The organism is Pseudomonas sp. microsymbiont 2 (genome assembly GCF_054788395.1).
Window position 1 is genome coordinate 4,296,684 of sequence record NZ_CM139112.1, and the last position, 25,108, is coordinate 4,321,791.

At 64.4% G+C, this 25,108-nt stretch carries 23 protein-coding genes; 6 read left to right on the top strand and 17 right to left on the bottom strand.

Annotated features, from left to right (window positions below; all coding sequences use genetic code 11):
* Positions 1–70: 70 nt before the first annotated feature.
* Complete coding sequence (locus tag ACYUME_RS19290; protein ID WP_186661155.1) at positions 71–250, bottom strand: CsbD family protein; 180 nt, start codon at positions 248–250, stop codon at positions 71–73.
* Positions 251–514: 264 nt separating this feature from the next.
* Here ACYUME_RS19290 and ACYUME_RS19295 point away from each other — a divergent pair, with 264 nt between their 5' ends.
* Positions 515–895 carry a hypothetical protein gene (locus ACYUME_RS19295; protein WP_279884068.1) on the top strand — a complete coding sequence of 127 codons (381 nt, stop codon included), beginning with the start codon at positions 515–517 and terminating at the stop codon, positions 893–895.
* Here the strand turns inward: ACYUME_RS19295 and ACYUME_RS19300 are convergent, their stop codons facing one another.
* The gene (locus ACYUME_RS19300) at positions 896–1,732 is read right to left on the bottom strand and encodes a CvfB family protein (RefSeq protein WP_279884066.1); all 837 of its coding nucleotides are present in this window, start codon (positions 1,730–1,732) and stop codon (positions 896–898) included.
* A gap of 130 nt (positions 1,733–1,862) precedes the next feature.
* Here ACYUME_RS19300 and ACYUME_RS19305 point away from each other — a divergent pair, with 130 nt between their 5' ends.
* Positions 1,863–2,723: a DUF6279 family lipoprotein gene (locus tag ACYUME_RS19305; RefSeq protein ID WP_279884064.1), complete on the top strand. Its 861-nt coding sequence runs from the start codon at positions 1,863–1,865 to the stop codon at positions 2,721–2,723.
* Positions 2,724–2,912: 189 nt separating this feature from the next.
* Here ACYUME_RS19305 and aceK read toward each other — a convergent pair whose 3' ends face one another.
* On the bottom strand, positions 2,913–4,628 hold the full coding sequence (gene aceK / locus ACYUME_RS19310) for a bifunctional isocitrate dehydrogenase kinase/phosphatase (RefSeq protein ID WP_279888920.1): 1,716 nt from the start codon (positions 4,626–4,628) through the stop codon (positions 2,913–2,915).
* Positions 4,629–4,821: 193 nt separating this feature from the next.
* Here aceK and ACYUME_RS19315 point away from each other — a divergent pair, with 193 nt between their 5' ends.
* The 4 genes from ACYUME_RS19315 (at position 4,822) to ACYUME_RS19330 (ending at position 10,841) form a co-directional block, all read left to right on the top strand.
* Complete coding sequence (locus tag ACYUME_RS19315) at positions 4,822–5,697, top strand: DMT family transporter (protein ID WP_279888918.1); 876 nt, start codon at positions 4,822–4,824, stop codon at positions 5,695–5,697.
* Between the two features lie 172 nt (positions 5,698–5,869).
* Positions 5,870–9,514, top strand: a complete 3,645-nt coding sequence (locus ACYUME_RS19320) for a hypothetical protein (RefSeq protein WP_460416353.1) — start codon at positions 5,870–5,872, stop codon at positions 9,512–9,514.
* 23 nt (positions 9,515–9,537) lie between these two features.
* Entirely contained in the window at positions 9,538–10,419 is an 882-nt protein-coding gene (locus ACYUME_RS19325; RefSeq protein WP_460416355.1) for an RHS repeat domain-containing protein, read from the top strand.
* On the top strand, positions 10,395–10,841 hold the full coding sequence (locus ACYUME_RS19330) for a hypothetical protein (RefSeq protein ID WP_460416357.1): 447 nt from the start codon (positions 10,395–10,397) through the stop codon (positions 10,839–10,841). Before ACYUME_RS19325 ends, ACYUME_RS19330 begins: the two co-directional genes overlap by 25 nt.
* Positions 10,842–11,655: 814 nt before the next feature.
* On the opposite strand, the gene ACYUME_RS19335 is transcribed toward ACYUME_RS19330, so the two are convergent.
* From ACYUME_RS19335 to cysK, 14 genes are all read right to left on the bottom strand, one after another.
* Entirely contained in the window at positions 11,656–12,543 is an 888-nt protein-coding gene (locus ACYUME_RS19335) for a DMT family transporter (protein WP_279887288.1), read from the bottom strand.
* A gap of 365 nt (positions 12,544–12,908) precedes the next feature.
* Positions 12,909–15,077 carry a type II secretion system secretin GspD gene (gene gspD / locus ACYUME_RS19340; RefSeq protein WP_460419398.1) on the bottom strand — a complete coding sequence of 723 codons (2,169 nt, stop codon included), beginning with the start codon at positions 15,075–15,077 and terminating at the stop codon, positions 12,909–12,911.
* A 74-nt stretch (positions 15,078–15,151) separates the two neighbouring features.
* Positions 15,152–15,646 carry a hypothetical protein gene (locus tag ACYUME_RS19345; RefSeq protein WP_460416359.1) on the bottom strand — a complete coding sequence of 165 codons (495 nt, stop codon included), beginning with the start codon at positions 15,644–15,646 and terminating at the stop codon, positions 15,152–15,154.
* Positions 15,639–16,232, bottom strand: a complete 594-nt coding sequence (gene gspM / locus ACYUME_RS19350) for a type II secretion system protein GspM (RefSeq protein ID WP_279887291.1) — start codon at positions 16,230–16,232, stop codon at positions 15,639–15,641. The genes ACYUME_RS19345 and gspM overlap by 8 nt, the downstream gene beginning before the upstream one ends.
* Entirely contained in the window at positions 16,229–17,233 is a 1,005-nt protein-coding gene (locus tag ACYUME_RS19355; RefSeq protein ID WP_279887292.1) for a PilN domain-containing protein, read from the bottom strand. The genes gspM and ACYUME_RS19355 overlap by 4 nt, the downstream gene beginning before the upstream one ends.
* Positions 17,230–17,811 carry a prepilin-type N-terminal cleavage/methylation domain-containing protein gene (locus tag ACYUME_RS19360; protein ID WP_460416361.1) on the bottom strand — a complete coding sequence of 194 codons (582 nt, stop codon included), beginning with the start codon at positions 17,809–17,811 and terminating at the stop codon, positions 17,230–17,232. The genes ACYUME_RS19355 and ACYUME_RS19360 overlap by 4 nt, the downstream gene beginning before the upstream one ends.
* Entirely contained in the window at positions 17,808–18,182 is a 375-nt protein-coding gene (locus ACYUME_RS19365; protein WP_279887296.1) for a type II secretion system protein, read from the bottom strand. The genes ACYUME_RS19360 and ACYUME_RS19365 overlap by 4 nt, the downstream gene beginning before the upstream one ends.
* Positions 18,179–18,619 (bottom strand): GspH/FimT family pseudopilin, encoded by a 441-nt coding sequence (locus ACYUME_RS19370; protein ID WP_279887298.1) that lies wholly within the window; start codon positions 18,617–18,619, stop codon positions 18,179–18,181. Before ACYUME_RS19370 ends, ACYUME_RS19365 begins: the two co-directional genes overlap by 4 nt.
* Positions 18,620–19,030, bottom strand: a complete 411-nt coding sequence (gspG, locus tag ACYUME_RS19375) for a type II secretion system major pseudopilin GspG (RefSeq protein ID WP_279887300.1) — start codon at positions 19,028–19,030, stop codon at positions 18,620–18,622. It lies immediately after the preceding gene.
* Positions 19,031–19,046: 16 nt separating this feature from the next.
* Positions 19,047–20,237 (bottom strand): type II secretion system F family protein, encoded by a 1,191-nt coding sequence (locus ACYUME_RS19380; protein WP_460416364.1) that lies wholly within the window; start codon positions 20,235–20,237, stop codon positions 19,047–19,049.
* Positions 20,237–21,925, bottom strand: coding sequence for a GspE/PulE family protein (locus tag ACYUME_RS19385; protein ID WP_460416366.1), 1,689 nt, complete (start codon positions 21,923–21,925; stop codon positions 20,237–20,239). The genes ACYUME_RS19380 and ACYUME_RS19385 overlap by 1 nt, the downstream gene beginning before the upstream one ends.
* An 89-nt stretch (positions 21,926–22,014) precedes the next feature.
* Positions 22,015–22,746 carry a type II secretion system protein GspK gene (locus ACYUME_RS19390; RefSeq protein ID WP_460416368.1) on the bottom strand — a complete coding sequence of 244 codons (732 nt, stop codon included), beginning with the start codon at positions 22,744–22,746 and terminating at the stop codon, positions 22,015–22,017.
* Positions 22,747–22,760: 14 nt separating this feature from the next.
* Positions 22,761–23,696: an aspartyl/asparaginyl beta-hydroxylase domain-containing protein gene (locus tag ACYUME_RS19395; RefSeq protein WP_460416370.1), complete on the bottom strand. Its 936-nt coding sequence runs from the start codon at positions 23,694–23,696 to the stop codon at positions 22,761–22,763.
* A gap of 157 nt (positions 23,697–23,853) precedes the next feature.
* Positions 23,854–24,828 carry a cysteine synthase A gene (gene cysK / locus ACYUME_RS19400; protein ID WP_279887307.1) on the bottom strand — a complete coding sequence of 325 codons (975 nt, stop codon included), beginning with the start codon at positions 24,826–24,828 and terminating at the stop codon, positions 23,854–23,856.
* Positions 24,829–25,108 lie beyond the last annotated feature (280 nt).

The window sequence follows — 25,108 nt, forward strand, 5'->3', positions numbered from 1 at the left end:
AATGCAATCGCGGGGCCAGCCCGCTCCCACCGGTTGGGAACGGGCTGGCCCCGCGAAAATGCCACTGAGGTCAAGGTTTCTTCACGGCATCCTTGACCTTGCCCACCGCCTGCTGCGCCTCGCCCTTGAGCTCCTGGGCCTTGCCCTCGGCGCGCAGCTTGTCGTTGCCGGTCACCTTGCCGACGCCCTGCTTGATGTTGCCCACGGCCTCGTTGGCCAGGCCTTTCGCTTTATCCTTGGTGCCGCTCATGGGATGTCTCCTAGTGAGAAAGACACGGGAAATCGTGTCGACAACCAGTCGACCCACGGCCATCGGCAGGAGTTTCAATCGGTTTGCCTGCCGCCAGCTCAACGGCTTCGCGCGCGCCTGGCAGGTGCTTGCCCTGCCCTTTGGGCTGCGCTGGCATGCAGCGAACGCCGTGATAACGATCACCTGCGTGGGAGCGGGCTTGCCCCGCGATTGGCCCGCCCGCACAATATCGGGCCAATCTAGCGTCAACCCGCAGGAACCTGCATGAAACTCGACAAGCCCACCGCCATTGCTCGGCGCAACGAAGCGCTGACCCGGCCGGTGCTCGACCGCGACAACACCCTCTTCGCCATCCTCGACAAGAAGCGCAACCTGTGGTGGTTCGAGGTACCGGTGGCGCTGCTGCGCAAAGGCCAGCCCGACTGGGTCAACCTGTTGCTGCACACCCCGGAAACCGACGAACTGCAGCACCTGAAGGTGCCGACCAACTTCCTGCGCGCGCACCAGGAGCAGATGGAAGTGCGCAACGCCGGCAAGCGCCGCTCGACCATCAGCCTGGCGCTGAGCGCCGATCGCGATTCGCTGCTGCGCGACACCCGCCCGGGCGGCGAGCAGCTGGATTTCCGCAGCTTCGTGCAGGCCTGATCAGGCCCGCTCGATGCGATCGTCATGGATGACGATCCGGCCCTGCTTGAACAGTGCGCCGATGGCTTTCTTGAAATTGCCCTTGCTGACATTGAACATCTGGCTGATCAGCGCCGGATCGCTCTTGTCGCACACCGGCAGCACGCCACCGGCGGCTTCCAGGCGCTGCATGATCTGCTCGTGCAGGCCGTCGGCCAGAGCCTGCCCCACCGGCTGCAGGCTCAGGGCGATCTTGCCGTCGGCCCGCACTTCCTTGATGAAACCCTTCTCGTGCATGCCCGAGCGCAGGAACTTGAACACCTCGTTCTTGTGGATCAGTCCCCAGTGGCGGTTGTTGATGATTGCCTTGAAGCCCATCGGCGTCTCACCGGCCACCAGCAGCTCGACGGGCTGACCGACCTGGTAGTCGACCGGCGTGCGGTCCAGGTAGCGATCGAGCTTGGCGGTGGCGGTGATGCGCCGGGTGCGTTTGTCCAGGTAGGCGTGGACCACGCAGTAGTCGCCGATCTTCAGCGGGCGGGACTCTTCCGAGTACGGCATCAACAGGTCCTTGGACAGGCCCCAGTCGAGGAAGATGCCCGCGCCGTTGATGTCCTTGACCTTGAGGCTGGCGAACTCACCGACCTGCATCTTCGGTTTTTCGGTGGTGGCGATCAGCTGGTCTTCGCTGTCGAGGTAGATGAACACGTTGAGCCAGTCGTCCAGCTCGAGCTCGGCATCCTTGGGGAAGTAACGCCGTGGCAGGAGGATCTCGCCGTCGGCGCCGCCATCCAGGTACAGGCCGAATTCCACGTGTTTAACGATTTGCAAACTGTTGTAACGCCCAAGCAGAGCCATTTCCGAAGATCCTCAAGACAAGGCGGCTATTCTAACACCTGACCCGCCCGACCGCCCGAGCGCGCATGCGCAGGAACCCTCGGGCCCACCTTGCGTCCACCGCCTGGCCAGCCCGTGCAAGGATTCGCTCATGCCCCTACGCCTGACCCACGCCCTGCTACTCGTCATCGGCTTAGCCCTGGCCCTGACGGCCTGCAGCCGCATCGACCTGGCCTACCGCAACCTCGACCGCCTGGTCCCCTGGTCGCTGGACGATTACCTGGACATGAACCGCGAGCAGAAGCAACTGCTCGACGAACGGCTCAAGACACACCTGGCCTGGCATTGCAGGACCCAACTGCCCGGCTACCTCGACTGGCTCGATCGTGTGCGGCTGATGGTCGCCAATGACGCGGTAACCGACGAAGCCCTGCAACAGCGTACCGCCGAGGCGCGCCTGGCCATCGGCCGGGTCACCGAGGCGATCACCCCGTCCGCCGCCGAGCTGCTGCGTGGCATGAGCGACCGACAGGTCGACGAGATGCGCCAGGCTTTTCGCGCGGATATCGACAAACGTCAAAAGGAGTACGTCGACACGCCCTTGGCCAAGCAGGTCGACAACCGCGCCGCGCGCATGCGCAAGCGCCTCGAACCCTGGCTGGGCGAGCTCAACGCCGAGCAGCGCCTGCGCGTGATGAGCTGGTCGCAGGCCCTGGGCGACCAGAATCGCCAGTGGATCGCCAATCGCGCCCACTGGCAGCAGCAACTGGTGCTGGCGATGAACCAGCGCGACACCCCTGCCTTCGAGCCGCGCCTGGCGCAGCTGCTGCAACGCAAAGAGAGCCTGTGGACGCCAGCGTACCGTCAGGCGTTCCAGAATACCGAACGACAGGCACGCAGCCTGATGGTCGACCTGATGAAGCAGAGCACTGCGGCGCAACGGCAGTTCCTGCAGCAACGGCTGATCAAGGTGCGGGCGGATTTCAGTGAGCTCAAATGCCTGAAAGGTTGAAGATCACAAGGCTATTGCGCAGCTCATCTCCAGGCCATAAGCAATCCCTGTGTAGGAGCGGCCTTGTGTCGCGAAAGGGCTGCAAAGCAGCCCCAGGGTTTCAGCTTCGCAACAGAAATTGCCGGGGCCGCGTTGCGGCCCTTTCGCGACACAAGGCCGTTCCTACAAGGCGACGTGTTCGAGCGTCAGTCAACGCCCCTTGCGCCGATACGGAAACACATCGATCACCTTCCCTGCCCGAATCGCTTCCTGCAGGCTTTTCCAGTAATCGGCGTCATACAGTTCGCCATGCAGCCGGCTGAACAACCGACGCTGGCCGATATCGGCGAACAGGAACGGCGGAAACTCCTCGGGGAACACATCATGTGGCCCGATGGAGTACCACGGCTCACCGGACATCTCGTCCTCCGGATAGCGCGGCGGCGGAATGTGCCGGAAGTTGACCTCGGTGAGGAAACTGATCTCGTCGTAGTCGTAGAACACCACCCGGCCATGACGGGTGACACCGAAGTTCTTCAGCAGCATGTCACCCGGGAAGATGTTCGCCGCCGCCAGCTGCTTGATTGCCAGCCCATAATCCTCCAGCGCCTCGAGCACCTGGGCTTCGCTGGCGTGTTCGAGGTACAGGTTGAGCGGCGTCATGCGCCGCTCGGTCCAGCAGTGGCGGATCAACACCGTGTCCCCCTCCAGCGCCACGGTCGATGGCGCCACCTCCAGCAGCTCCGCCAGGCAATCGGGATCGAACTTGCCGCGCGGAAAGCGAAAGTCGGCGAACTCCTGGGTGTCGGCCATGCGCCCGACCCGATCGACGCTTTTCACCAGGCGGTACTTTTCGATCACGGTCGCGCGATCGACGGTCTTCGAGGGCGAGAAGCGGTCCTTGATGATCTTGAACACGGTGTTGAAACCCGGCAGGGTGAACACGCTCATGACCATCCCGCGCACCCCGGGCGCCATGACGAAACGGTCGTCGCTGCTGGCCAGGTGGTTGATCAGCGCGCGATAGAACTCCGACTTGCCATGCTTGTAGAAGCCGATCGAGGTGTACAGCTCGGCAATGTGCTTGCCCGGCAGGATACGCTTGAGAAAGTTGACGAACTCCGCCGGTACCGGCACATCGACCATGAAGTACGAACGGGTGAAGGAGAAGATGATCGACACCTGCGCCTCGTCGGTGATCAACGCATCGGCCTCGATGCCATGGCCTTCGCGGTGCAGCAGCGGAATCACCAGCGGCCACTGCTCGTCGAGGGTGTACAGGCGACCGACCAGATAGGCACCCTTGTTGCGATAGAGCACCGGGGTGAACAGCTCCACGGCCAGCGCCGGGTCTTTGCATACCCAGTCGGGCAGGCACTCGCGCAGTTGCTCCTCCATCCGCGCCAGATCCCCCTCCAGATCCCCATACGGCACGCTGAACGCATAATCAGCAAAGATCGCCCGCAACAACCCCTTCAGCCCACCATCGAGCGCATAGGTGCGAGTCTGCGCCGCTCGCTCGTGACCGCGCATGGATGGGCGCGTGGTGTGGATGAACATGCAGCCATCGCTGATCAGGTCGTGGCTGAACAAACTGCAGAACAGCGAGTTGTACCAGGTCTCGGACAGCTCATCGTCGAGCCGGGGGTCGATCAGGCGAATGTAGGCGTTCTTGACCAGCGGCCATTGCTCGACATCGAGCAGCACGGCAGCGTCGAAGGCCTTGCGCAGCCAGCCGCTGACCTCGGCGACCTTCTCTTCGTAGAGATTGATGCGCGCCGCCGCGGCCAGCTGGATGTCCTGCCAGCGCGCCTGTTCGAAGCGCTCGCGGGCCCCCAGGGTGATGCGCCGGAAATGCTCGCGGTAGTCGTCGAAGCCATCGAGGATCATCCGGGCGATATCGACGGCGGGCCAGGGTTGGGTCATGCGCGAGATCTCAAGGCAGGTGGAGTTAGACAGCTTAGTCGTCCGCAGGCGGCTCGCAGGCTGCGTGCCATGGATCGTGGGAGCGGGCTTGCCCCGCGATCGACCGAACAGACTCATACAGCAAGAAAGCACAAGAATCGCCCCCCCACCCTGACGTAGACTCGCGCCCCTGCCCCACCGCCGGAGACCCCCCGTGAGCCCCATCGCCCTTGCCCGCCTGCTGACCCTTGCCGCCGTCTGGGGTGCCAGCTTTCTGTTCATGCGCATCATCGCCCCGGAACTCGGCACCGTGCCGACCGCCTTCTTTCGCGTTTCGATCGCCTGCCTGGGGCTGATGGCCATTCTCGCCGCCGCCCGCGTGCGCTGGGACTTCGAGGGCAAGCTGGGCGCCTGCCTGGTGCTGGGCATGATCAACTCCGGCATCCCCGCCACCTTCTATTCCGTGGCGGCGCAGGTGTTGCCAGCCGGCTATTCGGCGATCTTCAACGCCACCACGCCGTTGATGGGCGTGCTGATCGGCACGCTGTTCTTCCGCGAAGCGATGACCCTGCCCAAGCTCTGCGGGATCTTCCTCGGGCTGTTCGGTGTTGGCATTCTCAGTGGCGCGGGGCCGGTGGCGCTGGACATGGCGCTGGCGCAGGGGGCCCTGGCCTGCCTCGCGGCCACCACCTGCTATGGCTTCGCCGGCTTTCTGGCCAGGCGCTGGGTGGGCACGCTGGACAGCCGGCTGTCGGCCCTGGGCAGCATGCTCGGCGCCACGCTGCTGCTCAGCCCGTTGTTCGCCTGGAGTGCCCTGACCCAGCCACCGGCCAGTTGGGGTGGCTGGCAGGTTTGGCTGTCGCTGCTGGGGCTCGGGCTGCTGTGCACGGCGTTCGCCTACATTCTGTACTTCCGCCTGCTCAACGAGATCGGGCCGGTCAAAGCCAGCACCGTGACCTTCCTGATTCCTGTGTTTGGCGTGCTGTGGGGAGCGTGGCTGCTGGATGAACCGCTGTCGCTGGCGCACCTGTATGGCGGAGTCTTGATCGGCGCGGCGCTGTGGCTGGTGTTGCGCCCCGTCCAACGATGAGCGCGGTTCCAGTCGATGGGTTCTGACTGACAGGGCCACTCGCTGTTCGGCACAAGACTTAAGTCCCTGTCAGTAAATCGAAAACACCACCATTCGTTTCGAGCAGATGAATGAGCCAGAAGAACTTCTTTTTTCGGCTTGCGGTGTCATTTCGATCAAAAGGACTTATCCATTGACAACGAAGTCTCAGGCCTCGCGCGGCGCATGGGCGATGCTCGGCATCGCCATGTCGTTCGGCACGGCAAGCGCTGCCGATCTTCCCTCCGATGAAGATACCGTCGGCCGTCAGGAACGCCAGTCACCCTCGCAACAGGTGGACCGGGTCGACCCGCACTCCGGCAACCTGACCCTGCATCATGTGGACCTGATGTTGCCCGGCCCCGCAGGCCTGGACATCACCGTGCACCGTACCTATGACCTGTTGCGCAGTTCGGCGGGCCTGCAGGCGTCTTTCAAGCGCAGCTACGAATGGATGGCGCTCGGCCCAGGCTGGACGATCGCCGCCGCGCCGCGCCTCTACCAGCCCAACCCCTACGGACTGATCGGCACGGGCCCTGGCGCCAGCTATGTCACCAACACCGTTCGAGACCTGTGTTCCGGCAGTGCGTTCGCCGGGCTCTACGGCGCGCCGAGCCTGCGCGTGCAACTCGCCGACGGTAGCGACCAGGCGTTGTACCCCGTCACGCCGTACGTGGCCCGCAGCAAGGAAAACTGGCAGCTCGAGTGCACGGCGGGCAACTTGACCCTGCGCTCGCCACAGGGCATTCACTACGACCTCGGCAACTACCAGAGTGACAAGAAATTTGGCAGTTTCCTGTTCTCCGATGGCGCATTCAGCCAAGGCACGACCATCATCAGGTACCCCGCCTCGTCAGAAACCTATTACGTGGCGAAAAAAGCCAGCGACGCCTACGGTAACTGGGTCAACTACAGCTACACCCAGTTCGGCAATGCCGGAAAGTGGGAAATTCCTGGCACCCAGTACAATCATCCCAGCGCGACCGGCAACTATCAGCTGACCCGAATCAGCAGCAGCGATGGCCGTGAAGTCACCCTTACCTATGACGCGACCTCCGGTCGCTTGCAGTGGATCGCCGACAATGCCCAGCGGCGCGTCACATACGCCTACAGCCCTGAAGACACCCTCAATTCGAATGTACTGATCCAGGCCACCGGCCCAACCGGCGAGGCTTGGAAGTACAGGTACCAGCCCGGCACCTTCCACCGCTCCATGTCACCTTACGGAACGATTCCACTGACCGATGTGGGCATCGCGTCGCGCAAGCTCATCGCCATCGAACGACCGGAAGGCGCAAGCACCACGTTCCGCTACTCGTTCGTCAGTCTGACCGTCCCGTTCACCAGCAAGCATTCCAGCGGCAAGAACACCACCACCTTGGCCAAGCGCCAGGAGCGGGTGGTGGAAAAGACCTTGTCCACCGGTCAGAAGTGGACCTATGCCTATACTCGAGGCGGCATTGGCCAGTACGACACCACCCAGGTCAGCGGCCCGGACGGCGTCGACCGCTATGAATTCGCGGGCCCGGGCTTTTCCATCGCCACCAGCTACCAGGCCGGCCAGCAGACATTCCAGGATTCGCTGTGGCGTGTCGGCAAGCTGATCAAGCACACCTTCCCGGACAACAGCTACGAGACCTATCAATGGCAGCCACGCGAAGTCTCGGGTATCAGGGACCGGATGTTCGAGCTGGGCGTGATCACCGACCAGAAGACCTGGGCCGCCGATCTGCAGAGCCGGACCGTGGTCCGCGACGGCGCCACCTACAAGACGGTCTATTCGGCCTTCGACGCCTACGGCAACCCCGGCACCCGCACCGAGACCGGCCCCAACGGCGGCAGCCGCACCACCACCCTGACCTGGCACAACGACCCGGCCCGCTGGATCATCGGCCTGCCCAAGGACGAGACCTCCCCGGGCCTGGCCATCACCCGCAGCTATGACGCCAACGGCAAGCTGCTGAACATGACCCGCAACGGCGTGCCCGTCAGCTACACCTACGACGCCCAAGGCAACCTCGCCAGCAAGACCCTACCCGGCAATCGCGTGCATGGCTACGCCAACTACAAGCGCGGCATCGCCCAGCACGAGACCCAGCCCGAAGGCGTCGTCATCGCCCGCGTCGTCGATGACGCCGGCAACGTCACCGCCTACACCGACGGCGAGCAGCACACCACCCGCTACGCCTATGACGGCCTGAACCGCGTCACCGCCATGACCCCGCCGCTGGGCACCGCGCAGACCACCGCCTACACCGCCACCAGCAAGACCGCCAGCCGTGGCGCCCTGGTGGAAACCACCCAGTACGACCCCTTCGGCCGCGTCGCCAGCACCACCCTCGGCGGCATCACCACCCGCTACGAGTACGACGCCATGGGCCGGCGCAGCTTCGTCTCCGCCCCCAATGCCGCTACCGGCACCCGCTACCAGTACGACCCGCTGGGCCGCCTGACCCGCGTCACCCACGCCGACAACAGCTTCCAGGCCATCGCCTACGGCCCCGGCAGCCGCAGCGTCACCGATGAGCGCGGACAGACCACCACCTACACCTACCGCGCCTATGGCGACCCGAACCAGCCGCAGCTGATGGCCATCGCCGCCCCCGAGCCCAGCGCCAGCGTCACCCTCGCCCGCGACGGTGCCGACCGCCTCACCACGGTCACCCAGGGCGGCAAGACCCGTACCTACGGCTACAACGCCAACGGCTACCTGACCAGCGTCACCCAGCCGGAAACCGGCACCACCACCTACGGCCGCGACATCGCCGGCAACCTCACCAGCCGCCAGGTCGGCGCCTCCGCTGTGAGCACCTTCGCCTACGATGGCCAGAACCGTCAGGTCACCGCGCTCTACCCCAGCGACGGCCACAGCATCCGCAACACCTACGACCGCACCGGCAAGCTGCTCGCCAGCGTCAGCCCCAGCGGCAACCACAGCATGACCTACGACGCCGCCGGCAACCTGGCCAGCGAAACCGTCGCCCTCGACAGCCAGGTATTCACCGCCCGCTACGCCTACAACGGCAACGACCAGTTGAGCAGCATCACCTACCCGCACTCCGCCCGCGTGGTCAGCTACAGCCCCGATGTGCTCGGCCGCCCCACTACCGTCTCCGGCTACGTCAACAACGTCAGCTACTGGCCCTCCGGCATGGTCCGCCAGATCACCTACGCCAACGGCACCCAGAGCAGCTACGAGCAGAACGCCCGCCTCTGGCCCGCCAGCTTCAGCACCGCCAAGACCGGCGTGGCGACCTACCTGAACAGCGCCTACGGCTACGACGGCAACGGCAACCTGCTGAGCGTCAGCGACAGCGTCGACGGCGCCTTCAACCGCACCCTGGGCTACGACGCCATCAACCGCCTGACCAGCGTCGCCGGCTTCTGGGGCGCCGGCAGCATCGCCTACGACGGCGGCGGCAACCTGCTGCGCCAGACCCTCGGCGGCGCCACCCTCGACTATGCCTACGACGCCCAGAACCGCCTGGCCGCGGTCAGCGGCCTGCGCGCCGCGAGCCTGGGCTACGACGCCTACGGCAACGTCGCCAGCAGCGCCGGCAACAGCTACCGCTACAACGACGTGCCGAACCTGGTGTGCATCAACTGCGCCACGCCCGCGAGCAAGATCGAGTACCAGTACGACGGCCTCAACCAGCGCAGCAGCGTGACCCGCGCCGGGCGCAAGGTCTACGAGATGCACGACCGTGACGGCAGGCAGCTGATCGAACTCGATGGCGGCACGCTCACCGAATACTTCTACCTGGGCGACAAGCGCATCGCCCAGCGTGTAACCCCATGAACGGACGCCCAGGAACACACAGGATGAATACCTTGAAACACTTCGCCAGGCGGCTATGCGCCGCCCTCCTTTGCCTGGCCATGGTCAACAGCGCCATGGCCGACGTGGTCACCTATTTCCACAACGACATCTCCGGCAGCCCGCAAGCGGCCACCGACGCCGCCGGCAACCTGCTGTGGAAGGAGAACTACAAGCCCTACGGCGAGAAGCTGAATCGCGCGCCCGCCAGCGCCGGCAACAAGATCGGTTTTCATGGCAAGGCGTTCGACGACGGCACGGGGCTGTCGTACATGGGCGCGCGCTACTACGATCCGGTGCTGGGGCGGTTCATGGGTGTCGACCCGGTCGATTACCAGGAAGACAACCTGCACAGCTTCAACCGCTATGCCTATGCCAACAACAATCCGTACAAGTACGTCGACCCGACGGGTGAATATGCCTTCCTGATTCCGATGGCCGTGTATGCGCTAGCCGCATTGTCGACGGCCCTGACGATCAGCTCGGCGATGAACGGCTTTAGCCAGCAGTCCCAGGGCGATGTCAGCATTGGACCGTTGGCATTTCCCGGCGCAGATATCGGTCATTCAGCGCAGTGGCAGAACGGTAGCGTTCATAATGAGAAAGCGCCGGAAAGCCAAGGTGGAAAAGAAAGCGAGAAAGAGTCTCGCCCCTTCAAGGGAGAACCGAATAGCGACTACTGGCCTGGTAAACGTGCCGACGGATCCTATAGCGATGGCAGACGATATGGTGCTGACGGAAAAGCTGAAGTCGATTACGATTTTAGTCACGGCAACCATGTTGACACCGAGGGTCGTCCTTTGGGAGATCATGTGCACAATTGGGATAAAAAAACTGATGGTTCAATACGACGAGGTCCGCCATGCCCCTTCTGCCCGATCAAATGACCCAAGAGAATTGGCTCCCGCTACTCGCAAGTGATGACATTGACGCTTTGATGAAGCACTTCGGCGGGTTTGCTGACAGTATTGTCATCACTTATGAATGCTGGGGAGAAACTCACATCGACGAAGAGGCGTGCATTGTGTATCCGCCGGATGGCCCCCAAGCTGACCAAAACATGCGAATCACCTTTCAACGACAAACACTTGAAAATTTTTCAGTGCAATTGCTTTTGCGAGGCGTCACGGAGTTCAAGATGCGTGGTCGAAACGAAAACTTTGACGGAATCATAAACGCCATGAGCATTGAAGGCGATACTCAAAAAAGCTATAACCTAGTTGCCAATTCTTTTCTAGACGGCCCGGAAATTCTTGCAGCTCGCACGACGACACTATACTGGCGTCCAATGCCAGTTCAAGATACATGATCCCTCGCTGACACGATGCATCCTGTCAGACGAGGAATGGGGGCTTACTGCCTACAACAGGTATGGCAGAGTTAAATGTGCGCCATTAACCATAGTTCACCCAAACATAAGAACCATGGTTTGCCAGCGGCGCACAGCCCACTCCCATTGAAAAGAGAAGCCGATGCTATCCAGCTAATTCCATGACCAGCAACTCACTTGCATAGCAGTGAATGACAGCGAATTAAGACTTGAAATACTTGGCACAACAGGGACACGCACACTGACACTCGAAGGACTGAAAAAACTCCGAGTCAGCGATTTCAAAGAAGGGAACATCATCAATGAAGCCCGTCCGTTTACTGCCAGCACGGGGCAATGTGACGAACCCCTATTTCGTCGATTGCTGAGGTAGGCGTTGATTTTGATGCGCTTGTGTCTGTCATTCCCATTGCACCAGATGTTGCGGCGTTGGTTTCGATGAGCAGCAACTCTGCACGAGCCAACCTCAGGTTCGAGACTGTAAAGCTTGAGGTAGACTTGACAGGAAAATCTCATGCCGGAATACCGCCCCCATGTCAAAGATTCGCCTCGAAACTTAAATACACCTCCAGTTTGTTATTTATTAGCCAATCTTATGTACCTTGGCAGCAATTACGCACTGGTCGGTACTGCGTGCAGAGTGCCGAATTCTTGCGCGTTCCGTTCGATGATTGCGAGGTAGCGGCAAAGCGCAGAACGATGGAGCTATTTATCGAGCAAGGCCCATCCGCCTTGAACCCTCCAACGGAGGGTTCAAGGCGTGTTTCGCTGGCGTCCTATGACACCCGCACCATCACTCTCTCGCCGTGGCCAGGCGGCCCGCTGGCTTGCGGAACACGAACAGCAACCCGACCACAATCAACCCCATGCCCAGCAGGCTGAGCGGCGCCAGGCGATTGCCGAAAATGATGAAATCCATCACTGCGGTCACCGCCGGCACCAGGTAGAACAGGCTGGTCACGTTGACCAGGTTGCCCCGGGCGATCAGTCGGTACAGCAGCAGCGTGGCCAGCAGCGAAACCACCAACCCCATCCACAGCAGCGCGCCGACGAAGCTGGCGTTCCATTGCACATGCAACGGCTGCAACGGGGCGAACACCGCGCACAGGACGAAGCCGGCCAGGTACTGCAGCGGCAGCGTGCCCATGGGGTTGTCGCTGATGCGCTTCTGCAGGATCGAGCCACAGGTCATGCTGGCCAGTGCCAGCAGGGCGAACAGCATCCCGGCAAGCGACACCCCGCCCAGGTTGATGCCCTGGTAGACCACCATCACCAGCCCGCCCAGCCCCAGGCCCAGGCCGAACAACCGACTCCAGGAGCGCTGGCGCTCCATCAGCGCCACAGTGAGGATCGGTTGCACGCCCATGACCGTGGCCATGACGCCGGGCGTGACGTGGGTGTTCAACGCCAGCAGGTAGAAGATCTGGTAGGCGCCCAGCAGCACGCAACCAGTGCCCAGTGCACGCAGGATGCCACTGCGGCTGCGCGGCCAGCGCAACCCCAGCAACGGGCCGATCAGCAGCAGCCCGGCCAGGGCCAGCGCCGAACGCAGCAGGAGGAAGGCGAAGGGGCTGGCCTGGGCCAGGCCGAGTTTGGAGACGATCGCCCCGCTGCTCCACAGCAGGACGAACAGGCTGGTGGTGGCCGCCGAGGCCACGGATGCTTTGGAAAGGACAGACATGTATTGCCACCTGTAAAGGCAAGGAAAGCCGTACGGGCGCAGCTATCGCGTAATCAGCGATAGTCGACCGTGTTCAGTGCGTTGCGCGTGCGCTGAGGCTGCGGCCAGCGGCCGATCAGCCCAGCACCACGACTGCGCGAGGAGGCGGAGCTACGCCGCCTACCACGCCACTGACAGGTGGTGGATAGTGACTGATCATGGCCGGCTGCTGGCTGCCACGCACGACAACGCCCGCGACAGGCGCGAGAACGTCAGCAGTGGTGGAAGGGATGGCTGGCATGAACAGGTCTTCTTGAAGTGGACGGTTCGGACTATAGCGCCCGACATCGGTTGTTACAAGCGATGCCGGGGCGCCCCGCCGGCGATCAGCCCTGGCCGGGCTGGATCAGTTGCAGCTTCTGCCGATATTCATCCGTCACCTGGCGTGCCGCACCACTGTCGTTGACCACCCGCGGCGTGATCAGCACGATCAGCTCGGTGCGCGCCTGGCTGCGCTGGCGATCACTGAACAGCCAGCCCAGCCCCGGCACCCGTCCCAGCCACGGCACTCGGCTTTCGTTGTTGGCTTCGTTGTGCTTGATCAACCCGCCCAACAGCACGGTCTGGCCACTCTGCACCGCCACCTGGGTGGAGACCGCGCGGGTCGAGATGCTCGGATTGCCATTCTTGTCGCGCAGCTTGCTGGCATCGCTGACCTGCTGCTGGATGTCCATGTACACCAGGCCCCCTGGGTTGATGCGCGGCACCACATCGAGGATCACCCCCGTCTGCACGTACTGCACGCTGCTGCTGGTGACCGCGGTATTGTCGAGGTTGATCGAGGTCTGGTTGATGGGGATGTTGTCGCCCACCTGGATCTGCGCATTCTGGTTGTTCATCACCACCAGCGACGGCGCCGACAGCACACGTGTGTTGCCGCTGCTTTCGAGGGCATGCAGGGCCACCTGCAGGTTGTTGCTGACGAACGAATAGAACAGCGAATCGGTGGCCTTCAAGGCAGCCCCGCCACCGCCCATGGCCCCCTGGCTGCCGGACACGTTCTCGATGCCCTTGGTGGTCGCGTTGCCGGCCAGGCGGCCCAGGTACCACTGCACGCCCAGGCTCAGGCCATCCTCGAGCCCGACCTCGAGGATGCGCGTTTCGATCTGCACCTGCAGGGGCGGGTTGTCCAACCGCCGAATCGCCGCCTGGATCTCCTGCCACTGGGCCGGGCGACAGCGCACCAGCAGCTGATTGCTGGCGCGCTGGGCCGTGATGCGCACCTGGACGTCCCCCTGCCCCGAGGCGCCGTGCGCCATGGCGGGCGCCTGCTCGTCCTGATCGGCGAAGGGATCCTGCTCTTCGTTACTGCCGGACAGCTCGCCAAAGCCAGCCATGCCCCCCTGGGAAGCAGCCATCGGCAGACTGCCACTGCCACTGCCGCTGCCCATGCCGCGCCTGGACGACAGGGTCACGGTTCGCAGGCCGGGCGCCACCTGCCCGGCATTGCCATTGCCCTGAGGTTCGCTGGCGTAGATCTGGCGCAGGTAACGCGCCAGGTCGCTGGCTTTCATGTTGCGCACGTCGTACACGTACATCTGCGGCTCGTAACCGCCGCCCTGGTCGATGGTATCGATCCAGCGCCCGACTTCGCTGAGGTATTCGGGCTGCGCGGAAATCGCGACGATGGCGTTGGTCCGCTCGATGGGCAGGAAGCGCACCATGCCGGCCAGCGGCGTGGCGCTGCGCGGACCGAACAGCTGGATCAGCTCGGGCATCAGCTCGGCCACATTGGCCCGCTGCAGGCCGTAGACGCCGATGGACATGCCCTTGAGCCAGTTGAGGTCGAACGTGTCGATGGTGTCCTGGTAATTGGCCAGCTCATCCGGCGTGCCGGCCAGGACCAGCACGTTGCGTGCCGGATCCACCAGCAGGAACGCGTTCTCACGGGCGAACGGCTTGAGCAGCTTGCCCATTTCCGTGGCCGAGATGTAGTCGAGGGTGAACAGCCGGGCGCTCAGACCACTGCCGGGTGCCGGCACTCGCCGTTGGGGCGTCATCTGCCCCGCCACGGCGAGATTGGCCGGCACCACCCAGTAACGCCCATCCTGGCGGACCAAGGCGTTGTTGGTCCAGGCCAGCAAGGTCTCGAGGATCGCCAGCGCCTGCCCCTTGTCCACCGGTTTGGCGGTGGAGAACGACACTTCCCCGGTCACGCCCTGGGCAATGCTGAAGTCCTCCTGCAGCAGGTCGCCCAGCACGGTGTTGATCACCGCCGCGATGGGCTGGTTGGCGAAGTTGAAGCTGACCTGGCCCTCCCCGGCCACGCGCTTGCTCGGCGGGCGCGCGGCGGCGTTGCCGACCAGCGCCTGGCTGCCCCGCAGGATCTGCTGGCGAGGCGCCGCCGGCACGGTTTCACCCACAGGCGGGGCGGAATCGGCCACAGGCTGACGTTCGCTGGCCGGGCGCTGGTCGCCGGTGCCGGCCAACCCCTCGCGCAGCAGGTCATCAGCCTGGCGAGGCGGGTGGGCGGGGTGAGCGCAGCCCTGCAGCATGAGCGCGGCAAGGCAGCTGAGCGTAAAACGATTGACCACGAAATTCAGACCCTTGGATTGAACGATCGACGATTTCAGTTGAGCGGCAGCCGGGGGCTGCTGATTTCGAGTGCCTGGTGGCTGCCGCCGTTGACCAGCTCGACACGCTGCTCTTCGATATGGGCTACCGTCCAGCCACCGGGCAGTGCCTGGCCTTCGCGCAGGGCGATGGCCTCGCCCGTGCCTTGGCGCAGGAACGCCACGCGCAGCGGTGGCGCCACCATCACCCCGGTGAGCACCAGGTCGGCTGGCAGCGGCAGCGCCGCGACCTGACTGGCGTTGCCGGCGTCGGCCTGCCGCCCAGGCGTGAACAGTGGCACCTCCCAGATGCCCGAGTAGGTCTGCAGGTCGACCAACGGACGTACCTCGGCCGGCGTCGGTACCACAGGGGCCGCGGTAGCGGGCAAGGGCGACTGCGGCCACTCAGGCGCGGGGTTGCTGGCCAGCAGTGCCATCCAACAGGTGAACACCAGAGCGGCCAGCGCCAGCAGCGGCGCGTTCTGCCGAACGAGGCGGCGGATCTCATTCATGCCCTTGCCCCTCGCCCCGCCCCTGATAGCTCCTGATCTGCAGGCGAACCGCCAGTGAACCTTGGCTGCCGCCGGCGTCCTGTCGGCGAATATCCAGCGCGTCGACCAACAGGTACGGCGGCTCGTTTTCGAATCGGTACAGCGTCGCCGCCAAGGCTTCGATGCCGCAACGCATCTGCACGTCGACCACCAACTGCGTCAACTGGCCCTGAAGCGATGGCGTGCGCGGCGCCCGGTTGAGCATCTCGCAGGGCAGGCCGGTGTCGGGCTGCACACTCATGCGGTCGACCAGCAACTGCATCATCTGGGCTTGTGCCACCTCGGGCGTGGTGCCGGCCAGCAGGCTGTCGGCCGGCAGCGGATGATTGTCGGCGGCGGCCAGGCGTGCCTCGATGGCCGCACGCTGGGTTTCCAGTGCCCAATAGCGCTGATAGGACGCCAGTAGCACCGTTTCTTCCTCGCTCTGCTGCTGCAACGGTGCCAGCAGCCATGGCTGCAACAACAATCCATACAGGCTCGCCAGCGCCAGCAGCAGCAAGGCCAGCGCCAGGCCGCGTCGGGCGTTGCCACTCAAACGCATCCTCATCGGTCCTCTCCCTCCGGGCGTCGTGCCTGGAGCGTGAAATGCTCCAGGCCGGTTTCGGCATCCGCCTGGATTCCGCCCTTGAAGGTCACCTTGCCCAGGCCCGCGCACTCACCGAGCACGGCGGGCAGAGCGCTTGCCCGTGGGCTGCCGCCGCTGAGCGAGAGGCTGCCGTCTTCCGCCAGCTGCAGGTGTTCGAGCCAGCTGTCCTGCGGCAAGCAGCGCGACAGCAGGTCGAGCATCGCGGCACTGGAAAGACGCTGCGCGGCCTGAAGCTGCAAGGCCCGCTCCAGCGCCTGGCGACTCTGCAGCTGCTTGCGCATGCCATCGACCTGCAACGCCCGCGTGCGCAACTCGGCCAGCTGCTCCCGACGCAGCTCCAGCGCCCGTTCGCGGTGATCGATCCAGGCCTGCTGGCAGGCGATCAGCAATATCGCGATCACCGCCAGCAATCCACCACGCCAGGCCCGCTGGCGCCTGGCGGCTCGCGCGTGACACCCGTCCGGCACCAGGTCCAGGCCACGCGCGGCACCTGCCTCGTCCTGCACATCGACCCTGAGCACCTGCACACCTTCGGCCTCGAGTCGCTGCAAAATGGCCTCCAGGCGCAAGCGCTCGACCAGCACCAGGTGCTGCGCATCATCGCCGACGACGATGTCGAAACAAGCCTGCTGCGCCGTGTAGGGCGTCAGTTTATCCAGCTCGTAGGCCATGACCTTGCGCAGCACCCGGCGCGGCTGACGCGGCAATTGCAGCGCACAGACCAGCGCCAGCTGCGGAGCCAGCAGCAAGGTCACAGGCTGCCCGCTCGGCAACGGCGCGCCGTCGGCCAGCGGCCAGCACAGGGTGTTGACGCGCCCACGCGCCAGCCAGGCATGGCGCCAGTTCGCGGGCAGGCAGGCAAGTAACTCGCCCCGCCACCAGCGCATGAAGTTCGTCGCGGCGCGACGCCACCGCGCGGCCGCGCCACTCAGGCCCACGGCAGCTATCCGTGACATGTTCATGGGTCGATTCCTGTCAGTTCGGAGGTTCGCACGCTGACGCTCAGTGTCGGCCAGCGCACCGATCCCTCGGCATCGGCCTGGATGCGCACCTGGGCGGGCAGACGCTCTGGCCACGGCCAGCGCTCCAGCCAGCCGGTGTCACGGCGCATCTCGTCCAGCCCGCGATAGGCGAAGCGCACCTCGCGCAGCCGATCGAACAGCAACTGCGGGTCAGCCCAGGGTTGCCGGCCATCCCGATCGAGCAGCGTCACACGCATGGCCCAGGTACCGACTGCCTGTTGCTCGACGGTCAATCGGTGACGCTTGAGCTGGCCGCCAATGCCAATCGGGACCGGGGCGAGGAATTGCATATGCCGTGGCTCTCCATGGAAATGGCGAAACGCCTGCATTTCCTGCAGCGCCCGCCGCAGGAAGCCCTGGGCGGCACGCAGCTGCTCCAGACGCGCCGCCTGCTCCGAGGTACGCTGCAATGTCCTGCCGCTGCTGGTGAAACTGCCGGCCACCAACAGCATCAGCAACCCCAGCAGGCTGATCGCGGCGAGGGTTTCGAGCAGGGTGAAGCCTTGCATGCGCCTCATGGCTGGGCCGCCTGGCCCGGCGACTGCAAGCGCAAGGTCGAGAAGCGCTCTTCGCGATCGCCAAGGCGCAGGGTCAAACGCTGATGATAAAGGACGTGGCCCGGCAGGCTTTCCTGCACGGTGGACACCAGGTGCCATTCGATACCGTCGCTTACTCCCCGCATGTCCCCAACCTGCACGGCAACCTCTGCGCTCTCGTCCAGCAGGGAGCGGGCCGTCAACGCCATGCGCGTTTTCACTTCATCGCGGACGTAGCCACGCATCGCATCGCCCAGCCCCGAGACCAGCACGGCACTGCCGATCGCCAGCAAGGCCGTGGCGCCAAGCAGTTCCAGCAGGGTAAAGCCGCGCTGACGGGGGGACACGATCATGGTGCCGCCGGCTCCAGGCTGGCCAGGCCGGTCAGCCAGGCGATGTCGATGCGCCGTCGACCGGCGGCCGAGTCCAGCAAGATATGGCCACCGGTCGAGCTGCCATCCGGGTGAAAACGGATCATCGGCGCCTGCTCGACCGTCAGCGACGCGGTGTGCAGCGTCCAGTGCAGGTTGGCGGGCAGGCATCGACGACGCTCGCCGTCCGCCTGGTAGCAACGCGCGCGCTGATCGAAACGCAGCGTCACCGGCTGCTGCCTTGCCTGTGCCTGCGCACGCGCCTGACGCAAGGTCTGCAGCAACTCGCCACTGGCCTCGCGCTCGCGCGCGCTGGCCAGGCCGCGCGACAGCGGGCCGGCCAGCAGCGCGCTGGCGATCGCCGCCAGGGCTAGCACGGCCAATAGCTCGAACAAGGTGAAGCCACGCTGCTGCAACACTTACTGCCAACTACCGAGGTCGGCATCGGCACCTTCACCGCCGGGCTTGCCATCGCGCCCGAAAAACACCAGGTCGAAGCTGCCATGCTCACCTGGACTCTGGTAGCCGAACCCATGCCCGAAGGGATCGCGCAGATCGCTCTGCTTGGCGTAAGGCCCCTGCCAGGCCGGTGTGTCGACCGGCTTGCTGAGCAGATCCTCGAGTCGCTGCGGCGGGCTGCCGACGTCCATGGCATAGTTCTCGATCTTCATGCCCAGGCTGGCCAGCTGTGCCTTGCCCGCACCGACCTTGCCCTTGTCCACGTTGCCGCCGACCTGGCGTACCACGATGGTCGCGACGATCCCCAACAGGACGATCACCGCGAGCATTTCCAGCAGGGTAAAGCCCCGGTTACGACGACTGCTCAACATGCTTCCTCTCTTCGCTCTAGATACTGCTGGTCAGGCTGCTCAGTGGCATCAATATCGCCAACATGATCACAGCCACCAGCACGGTCATGACCAACGTCAGGGTCGGCACCAGCGCCGCCATGAAACGCTTGATGCTGGTCTGGGTACTCTTGTCGTAGATGCGCGCCAGCCTTAGCAGCAGGTCGCTCAGGCGCCCGGACTGCTCCCCCACGCGGATCATCTGGATGGTCAACTCGGCGAACACGCCAGTGCGCGCCAGCGCGCTGGCCAGCGCCTCGCCTTGGCGGGCATCCTGCGCGGCCTGCCGCATGGCGGCGCGCATGGCACGATTGCTGGCGACCTGGCTGGCGATCTCCATGCTGGTCAGCAGCGACACACGCTTGTCGAGCAAGGTGCCGAGGGTCAGCGCCAGCCGCGCGGTCTCCGTGGCCTGGACGAAGGCGCCCAGGCCACGCACCTTCAGCACCCAGGCATCGAGCGCCAGGCGCCGCCCAGGGGCCCGCAACGCCATGCCGATGCCCCAGCCGATGCACAGCAGCGCCACGGCCAGATACGCCCCCCAACGGGAAAGGCTCTCGCCCAGCCAGAGGATCGCCTGGGTCAGCACAGGCAAGGCAATGTTCAGATCGGCGAACACCGGCACGAACTGCGGCACGACATAAGTCAGCAACAACACCAGCGAACCGAGCACGCCAATCACCAGGAACGCCGGATAGATCAAGGCGCTGATCAACTCCGTCCGCTGATTGCGCGCCCGCTCCAGGTAGGCCGCCAACTGCTCCATGGCCTCGGCCAGGGTGCCGCTGGCTTCGCCTGCCCGGACCATGCTCAGGTAGAAGGCCGAGAAGACCGTGGTCTCGCGCGCCATCGCCGCCGACAGCGAGGCGCCGCCCTTGACCTGGGCCAGCAATCGCTCGAACAAGGCTTGCACGGCAGGCTCGGCCGTCTGGCGCGCCTGCAGGGCCAGGGCACTTTCCAACGGCTGCCCGGCCTCCAGCAACGTGGCCAACTGCTCGGTGAAATGGGCGATCTGCCGCGCGTCCACACCGCTGCGCCGCAAGGTAATGCGGGACGCGGGGCGTAGCTCGACGATCAGCAAGCCTTCGCCCTGCAGATGCTTGATCGCCTGCTCGCGGCTGTCGCCCTGTACCTGCCCCCGCCTGCGTGCGCCCGTGCGATCGATGGCTTCGTAGCGAAACTCGGCCATCACTCACCGCCAGCATCGTCATGGGCCACCCGCAGGACCTCGTCGAGGCTGGTGACCCCGGCCACCGCCAGACGCAGCCCTTCTTCGTGCAGGGTGCGCAGCCCCTCCTCCCGTGCCACCCGCTCCAGCGCCGCACTGTCGGCGCGCGCCATCAGCAACGCGCGGATGCGCTCGGACATCAGCAACAGCTCGCTGATCACCACGCGTCCTCGGTAGCCGCCTTCGACCGCGTCTGGCCGGGGGCGGTACAGGCGGATCGGACGCTGTTCGGTGAAGCGGTCCAGGCGGTGCTCGCGGATCAACGCCTCGGGCGCTTCGAAGACTTCGCACTGCGCGTGGTCCACCCGCCGCACCAGACGCTGGGCCAGCACGGCATTGACCGTGGAGGCCAGCAGGTAGCTTTCCGCCCCCATGTCCAGCAGGCGGGTGATGCTGGCACAGGCACTGTTGGTATGCAGCGTGGACAGTACCAGGTGTCCGGTCAGTGCTGACTGGATGGCGATACGGCAGGTCTCCAGGTCGCGGATTTCACCGATCATGATCACATCCGGATCCTGGCGCACGATCGAGCGCAGGGCGTTGGCGAAGTCCAGGCCGATCGAAGGCTTTACCTGCAACTGGTTGACGCCATCGAGTTGATACTCGACCGGGTCCTCCACGGTGATGATCTTGCGCTCGGCGGTATTGAGCCGTGCCAGGGCGGTATACAGGGTCGTGGTCTTTCCCGAACCGGTGGGCCCGGTGACCAGGACGATGCCATGCGGTCGGTTCAGGACCGCCAGCAGTTGCTCCAGCCGCTGCCCGCTGAAACCGAGGTCGGCGAACTCCAGCGCCACGTTTTCACGATCGAGCAGGCGCAACACTACCGATTCGCCGAAGCGGGTCGGCAAGGTCGAGACCCGTAGGTCGAGCTGGCGCCCCAGCAGGCGCACCATGATTCGACCGTCCTGGGGCAAGCGGCGCTCGGCGATATCGAGCTTGGCCATGATCTTGATGCGGGAGATCACCGCCGACGCCGAACGCACCGGCGGGGACTCGGTCTCACGCAGCACGCCATCGATGCGATAGCGCACGTTGAGGCGGTTTTCGAACGGTTCGACATGAACATCCGACGCGCGCGACTCCATGGCCTGCTGCAGGATCAGGTTGACCAGGCGAATGACCGGCGCCTCCGCGGCCAGGTCCTTGAGCTGATCGACATCCTGCGTATCGCCTTCGCTGTCGACCTGATCGAGCAGCGACCCCAGCGCCGCTCGACCCTGCCCGTAGCGTAGCTCGAGTTGCTGCTCGACCTCGGCCTGCGTCGCGATCAGCCCACGCACCTTGAAACCGGTGGCATATTCGAAAGCGTTGATGGGATAGGTATCGGCGGGGCGGCAGGTCAGCACCTCGAACTGCCCTTGTGCGTCCACCCGCCACGGCACGATGCCGTGGTGCCTGAGAAAGCGCAGCGGCATGAGCGGCAGGTCGGTGCCGGGGGGTACCCTGGCGTCGAAGCGAGGCCAGCCCAGGACATCCACCCAGGCGCCCGCGAGCTGGGCCTCCGAGATCGAGCCCGCGCGCAACAGAAGGTCGGGGAGTTCGGCATCGGCATGATCGCGCCGCAACATGGCCACACGTTCATGGCCTTCGCTACCCAGGGCGCCGCCACTCACGAGGTGTTGAATAACCGAAGAAACGATGTCCATATCACTCTGCAATCCATTCGTTTCCTGGTACATGGAAACGCAAAGTTACGAATGATAACAATTAGCCTTTCATTCGCCTACCACCGGCCTCAGCTTTCCTGCCACCACAACGTACGGAACACGCTGGCTTCGGAGTCTTCCGGGGTCAATTGCACGGTGGTCCGCAGCGTCGCCGTGACACCATCCGGCGTGACGGCAACGACCTCGATGCTCAGCACCGAACCAGGGTTGCTGGCCAGGACTTGTGTCGATGGCAAGCGCAGCGCTTCGATCAGCGCCGGGTCGGCATAGGTGGCCTGGGGCACGCCATCGCCCCCCCACAAGGTCACGTAGGGCAGCATGCGCCGGTAAAGCTCCGGATCGACCGTGGTGCTGCTCAGCAGGTCAGGCAGATGGCGCAAAGGCTTGCCGGCGTCCCGCTGCTTTTGCATCTGCTCGATCCAGGACCGCGCGCTCGCCGGGCTGGCGCCCATCTGGCGAAACAGTCGCTCGACATGCTCCAGACGCGCGAAGTTCAAGTCGAGCTTGCCATGTTCGCTGCGCACCGAAAGCGAGAGCCCCACTCCATCGAGCGTGGCCTGGGCGACCCGGCCATCGAAGGATGCCGCCAGTGGATCCTTGAGCACGCCATGAATGGCCAGGGCGACGCCGCCTTGCGCGGCGCTCAGCGCTTTGCTGCGCTGCAGCAGCGCATGGCTTTGCCGGTTCTCCTGGCGCACCGTGGATACCACGCCCGCCATCGCCAGGCCCAACACGGCCAACAGCCACAGGACCAGGATCAGCGCCAGGCCTTGCTGATGGCGCGGCATCCTGCCGCGCATGGGGACCAGGCGCCTCAGAACAACCAGCGATACAGCGCGTAGGCCACCACGACCGCCAGCACCGGCCGCAGCACGCGGTAGACCTTGGGGTTGGCGCGCTTGAACTGCTTGACCCGGGTGCTGATGACATTGCTGAAACGCTTGCTCCAGGCATAGGCCTGGTTGATGCCGCCGACCCGCTCGTCGTCGGTGTTCTGCGGCGCGGTGGCGCGGCCGAGGAAGGCACTGACCTTGCGATTGATACGGGTCATCAGCGGGCTGTTGAGCGGGCGCTCGACGTCGCAGAACAGGATCACGCGAGTGACGTCGGTCTCGTTCTTGACCCAGTGCACGTAGGTCTCGTCGAACATCACGTCCTCACCGTCACGCCAGGCGTAGGGCTGGCCGTCGACGTAGATGCGGCAGTTGTCCGAGTTCGGCGTGGTCAGGCCCAGGTGGTAGCGCAGGGAGCCGGCGAACGGGTCGCGGTGCGGGTTCAGGTGGCTGCCGCCGGGCAGCAAGGCGAACATCGCGCCCTTGACGTTGGGAATGCTGCTGACCAGCTCGACGGTCTTGGGGCAGAGCATTTCAGCCGACGGCAGCGGCTTGTCGTACCACTTCAGGTAGAAACGCTTCCAGCCCTTCTTGAAGAACGAACCGAAGCCGGCATCGTTGTCTTTTTCCGCCGCGCGGATGTAACCCTCGTCGAACAGGCGCATGGCCTCTTCGCGGATCACTTGCCAGTTGTCCTTGAGCACGTCCAGCTCGGGGAAGCGCTGGCGATCCAGGTACGGCTTGGAGGGCACGCCGGAGAACAGGTACATCAGGGCGTTGTAAGGGGCGAACAGCGCCGAATGGTTGACGAACTGGCGCAGCACCGGCAGGCGCGCCTTGCCGCGCAGATGCACGAACAGCACGCTGGAGATGAACACCAGCAGGACGCCCGCCTTGGCGAGGAAGGAAAAGGTCATGCAACACTCCTTGGAGGGGAAATCAGGCCATCCCCGGATAGCCGGACATGATAAACCCATCAGGAGCAGCTGCAAGCCGGAAGCTGCAAGCGACAAGCCCCAAGCTGATCCGCGTCAATACGGCCATGCCCTCGACCTGCAGCTTGCAGCTTGAAGCTTACTGCTGGTTCTCCTGCTCGCTGAACAGATCGCTGAACAGCATGCTCGACAGGTAGCGCTCCCCCGAATCCGGCAGGATCACCACGATGGTCTTGCCCTGCATCTCCGGTTTCTCGGCCAGGCGCACCGCCGCCGCCATCGCCGCGCCGCAGGAGATGCCACAGAGGATGCCCTCCTCCTGCATCAGACGAATGGCCATGGCCTTGGACTCGTCATCGGTCACCGTCTCGACCTGGTCGACGATCGACAGGTCGAGGTTCTTCGGCACGAAGCCGGCACCGATGCCCTGGATCTTGTGCGGGCTGGGCTTGAGCTCCTCGCCGGCCAGGGTCTGGCTGATCAGCGGCGAGCTCACCGGCTCTACCGCCACGGACAGGATCGACTTGCCCTGGGTGTGCTTGATGTAGCGCGACACGCCGGTGATGGTGCCACCGGTGCCGACGCCCGCCACCAGCACGTCGACCGCGCCATCGGTATCGTTCCAGATTTCCGGACCGGTGGTCTTCTCGTGGATCGCCGGGTTGGCCGGGTTGTCGAACTGCCCCGGCAGGAAATACTGCGCGGGATCGGAGGCGACGATCTCGTTGGCCTTCTCGATGGCGCCTTTCATGCCCTTGGCCGGGTCGGTGAGCACCAGCTCCGCGCCAAGGGCCTTGAGCACCTTGCGCCGCTCCAGGCTCATCGACGCTGGCATGGTCAGGATCAGCTTGTAGCCACGGGCGGCGGCGACGAAGGCCAGGCCGATGCCGGTGTTGCCCGAGGTCGGCTCGACGATGGTCATGCCTGGCTTGAGCTTGCCACTGCTCTCGGCGTCCCAGACCATGTTCGCGCCGATCCGGCACTTCACCGAATAACCCGGGTTGCGCCCTTCGATCTTGGCCAGGATGGTCACCCCGCGCGGGGCGATGCGGTTGATCTGCACCAGCGGCGTGTTGCCGATGGAATGTGCGTTGTCGGCGTAGATACGGCTCATGGCAAGGGTCCTTTAATGCATGGACTGGCGGGTGGACCTAAAAGGGTAAGCCTGCCTTGGAACAGCGTAAAGCCCGTTCCAAGACCAAGGGTGACGGACCATTCAGGGACTGAATACCCGGTCTGCGTTTGCACGTGGCGGGTGCGGGGTTATAGTCGCTGACAAATCACAAACAGATGTTGTCCGAGCCGGCCCTTTCGCGGGCAAGCCCGCTCCCACAAGGATCGCACCGTCCCCTGTGGGAGCGGGCTTGCCCGCGAAAGGGCCCTCGCTGACACCC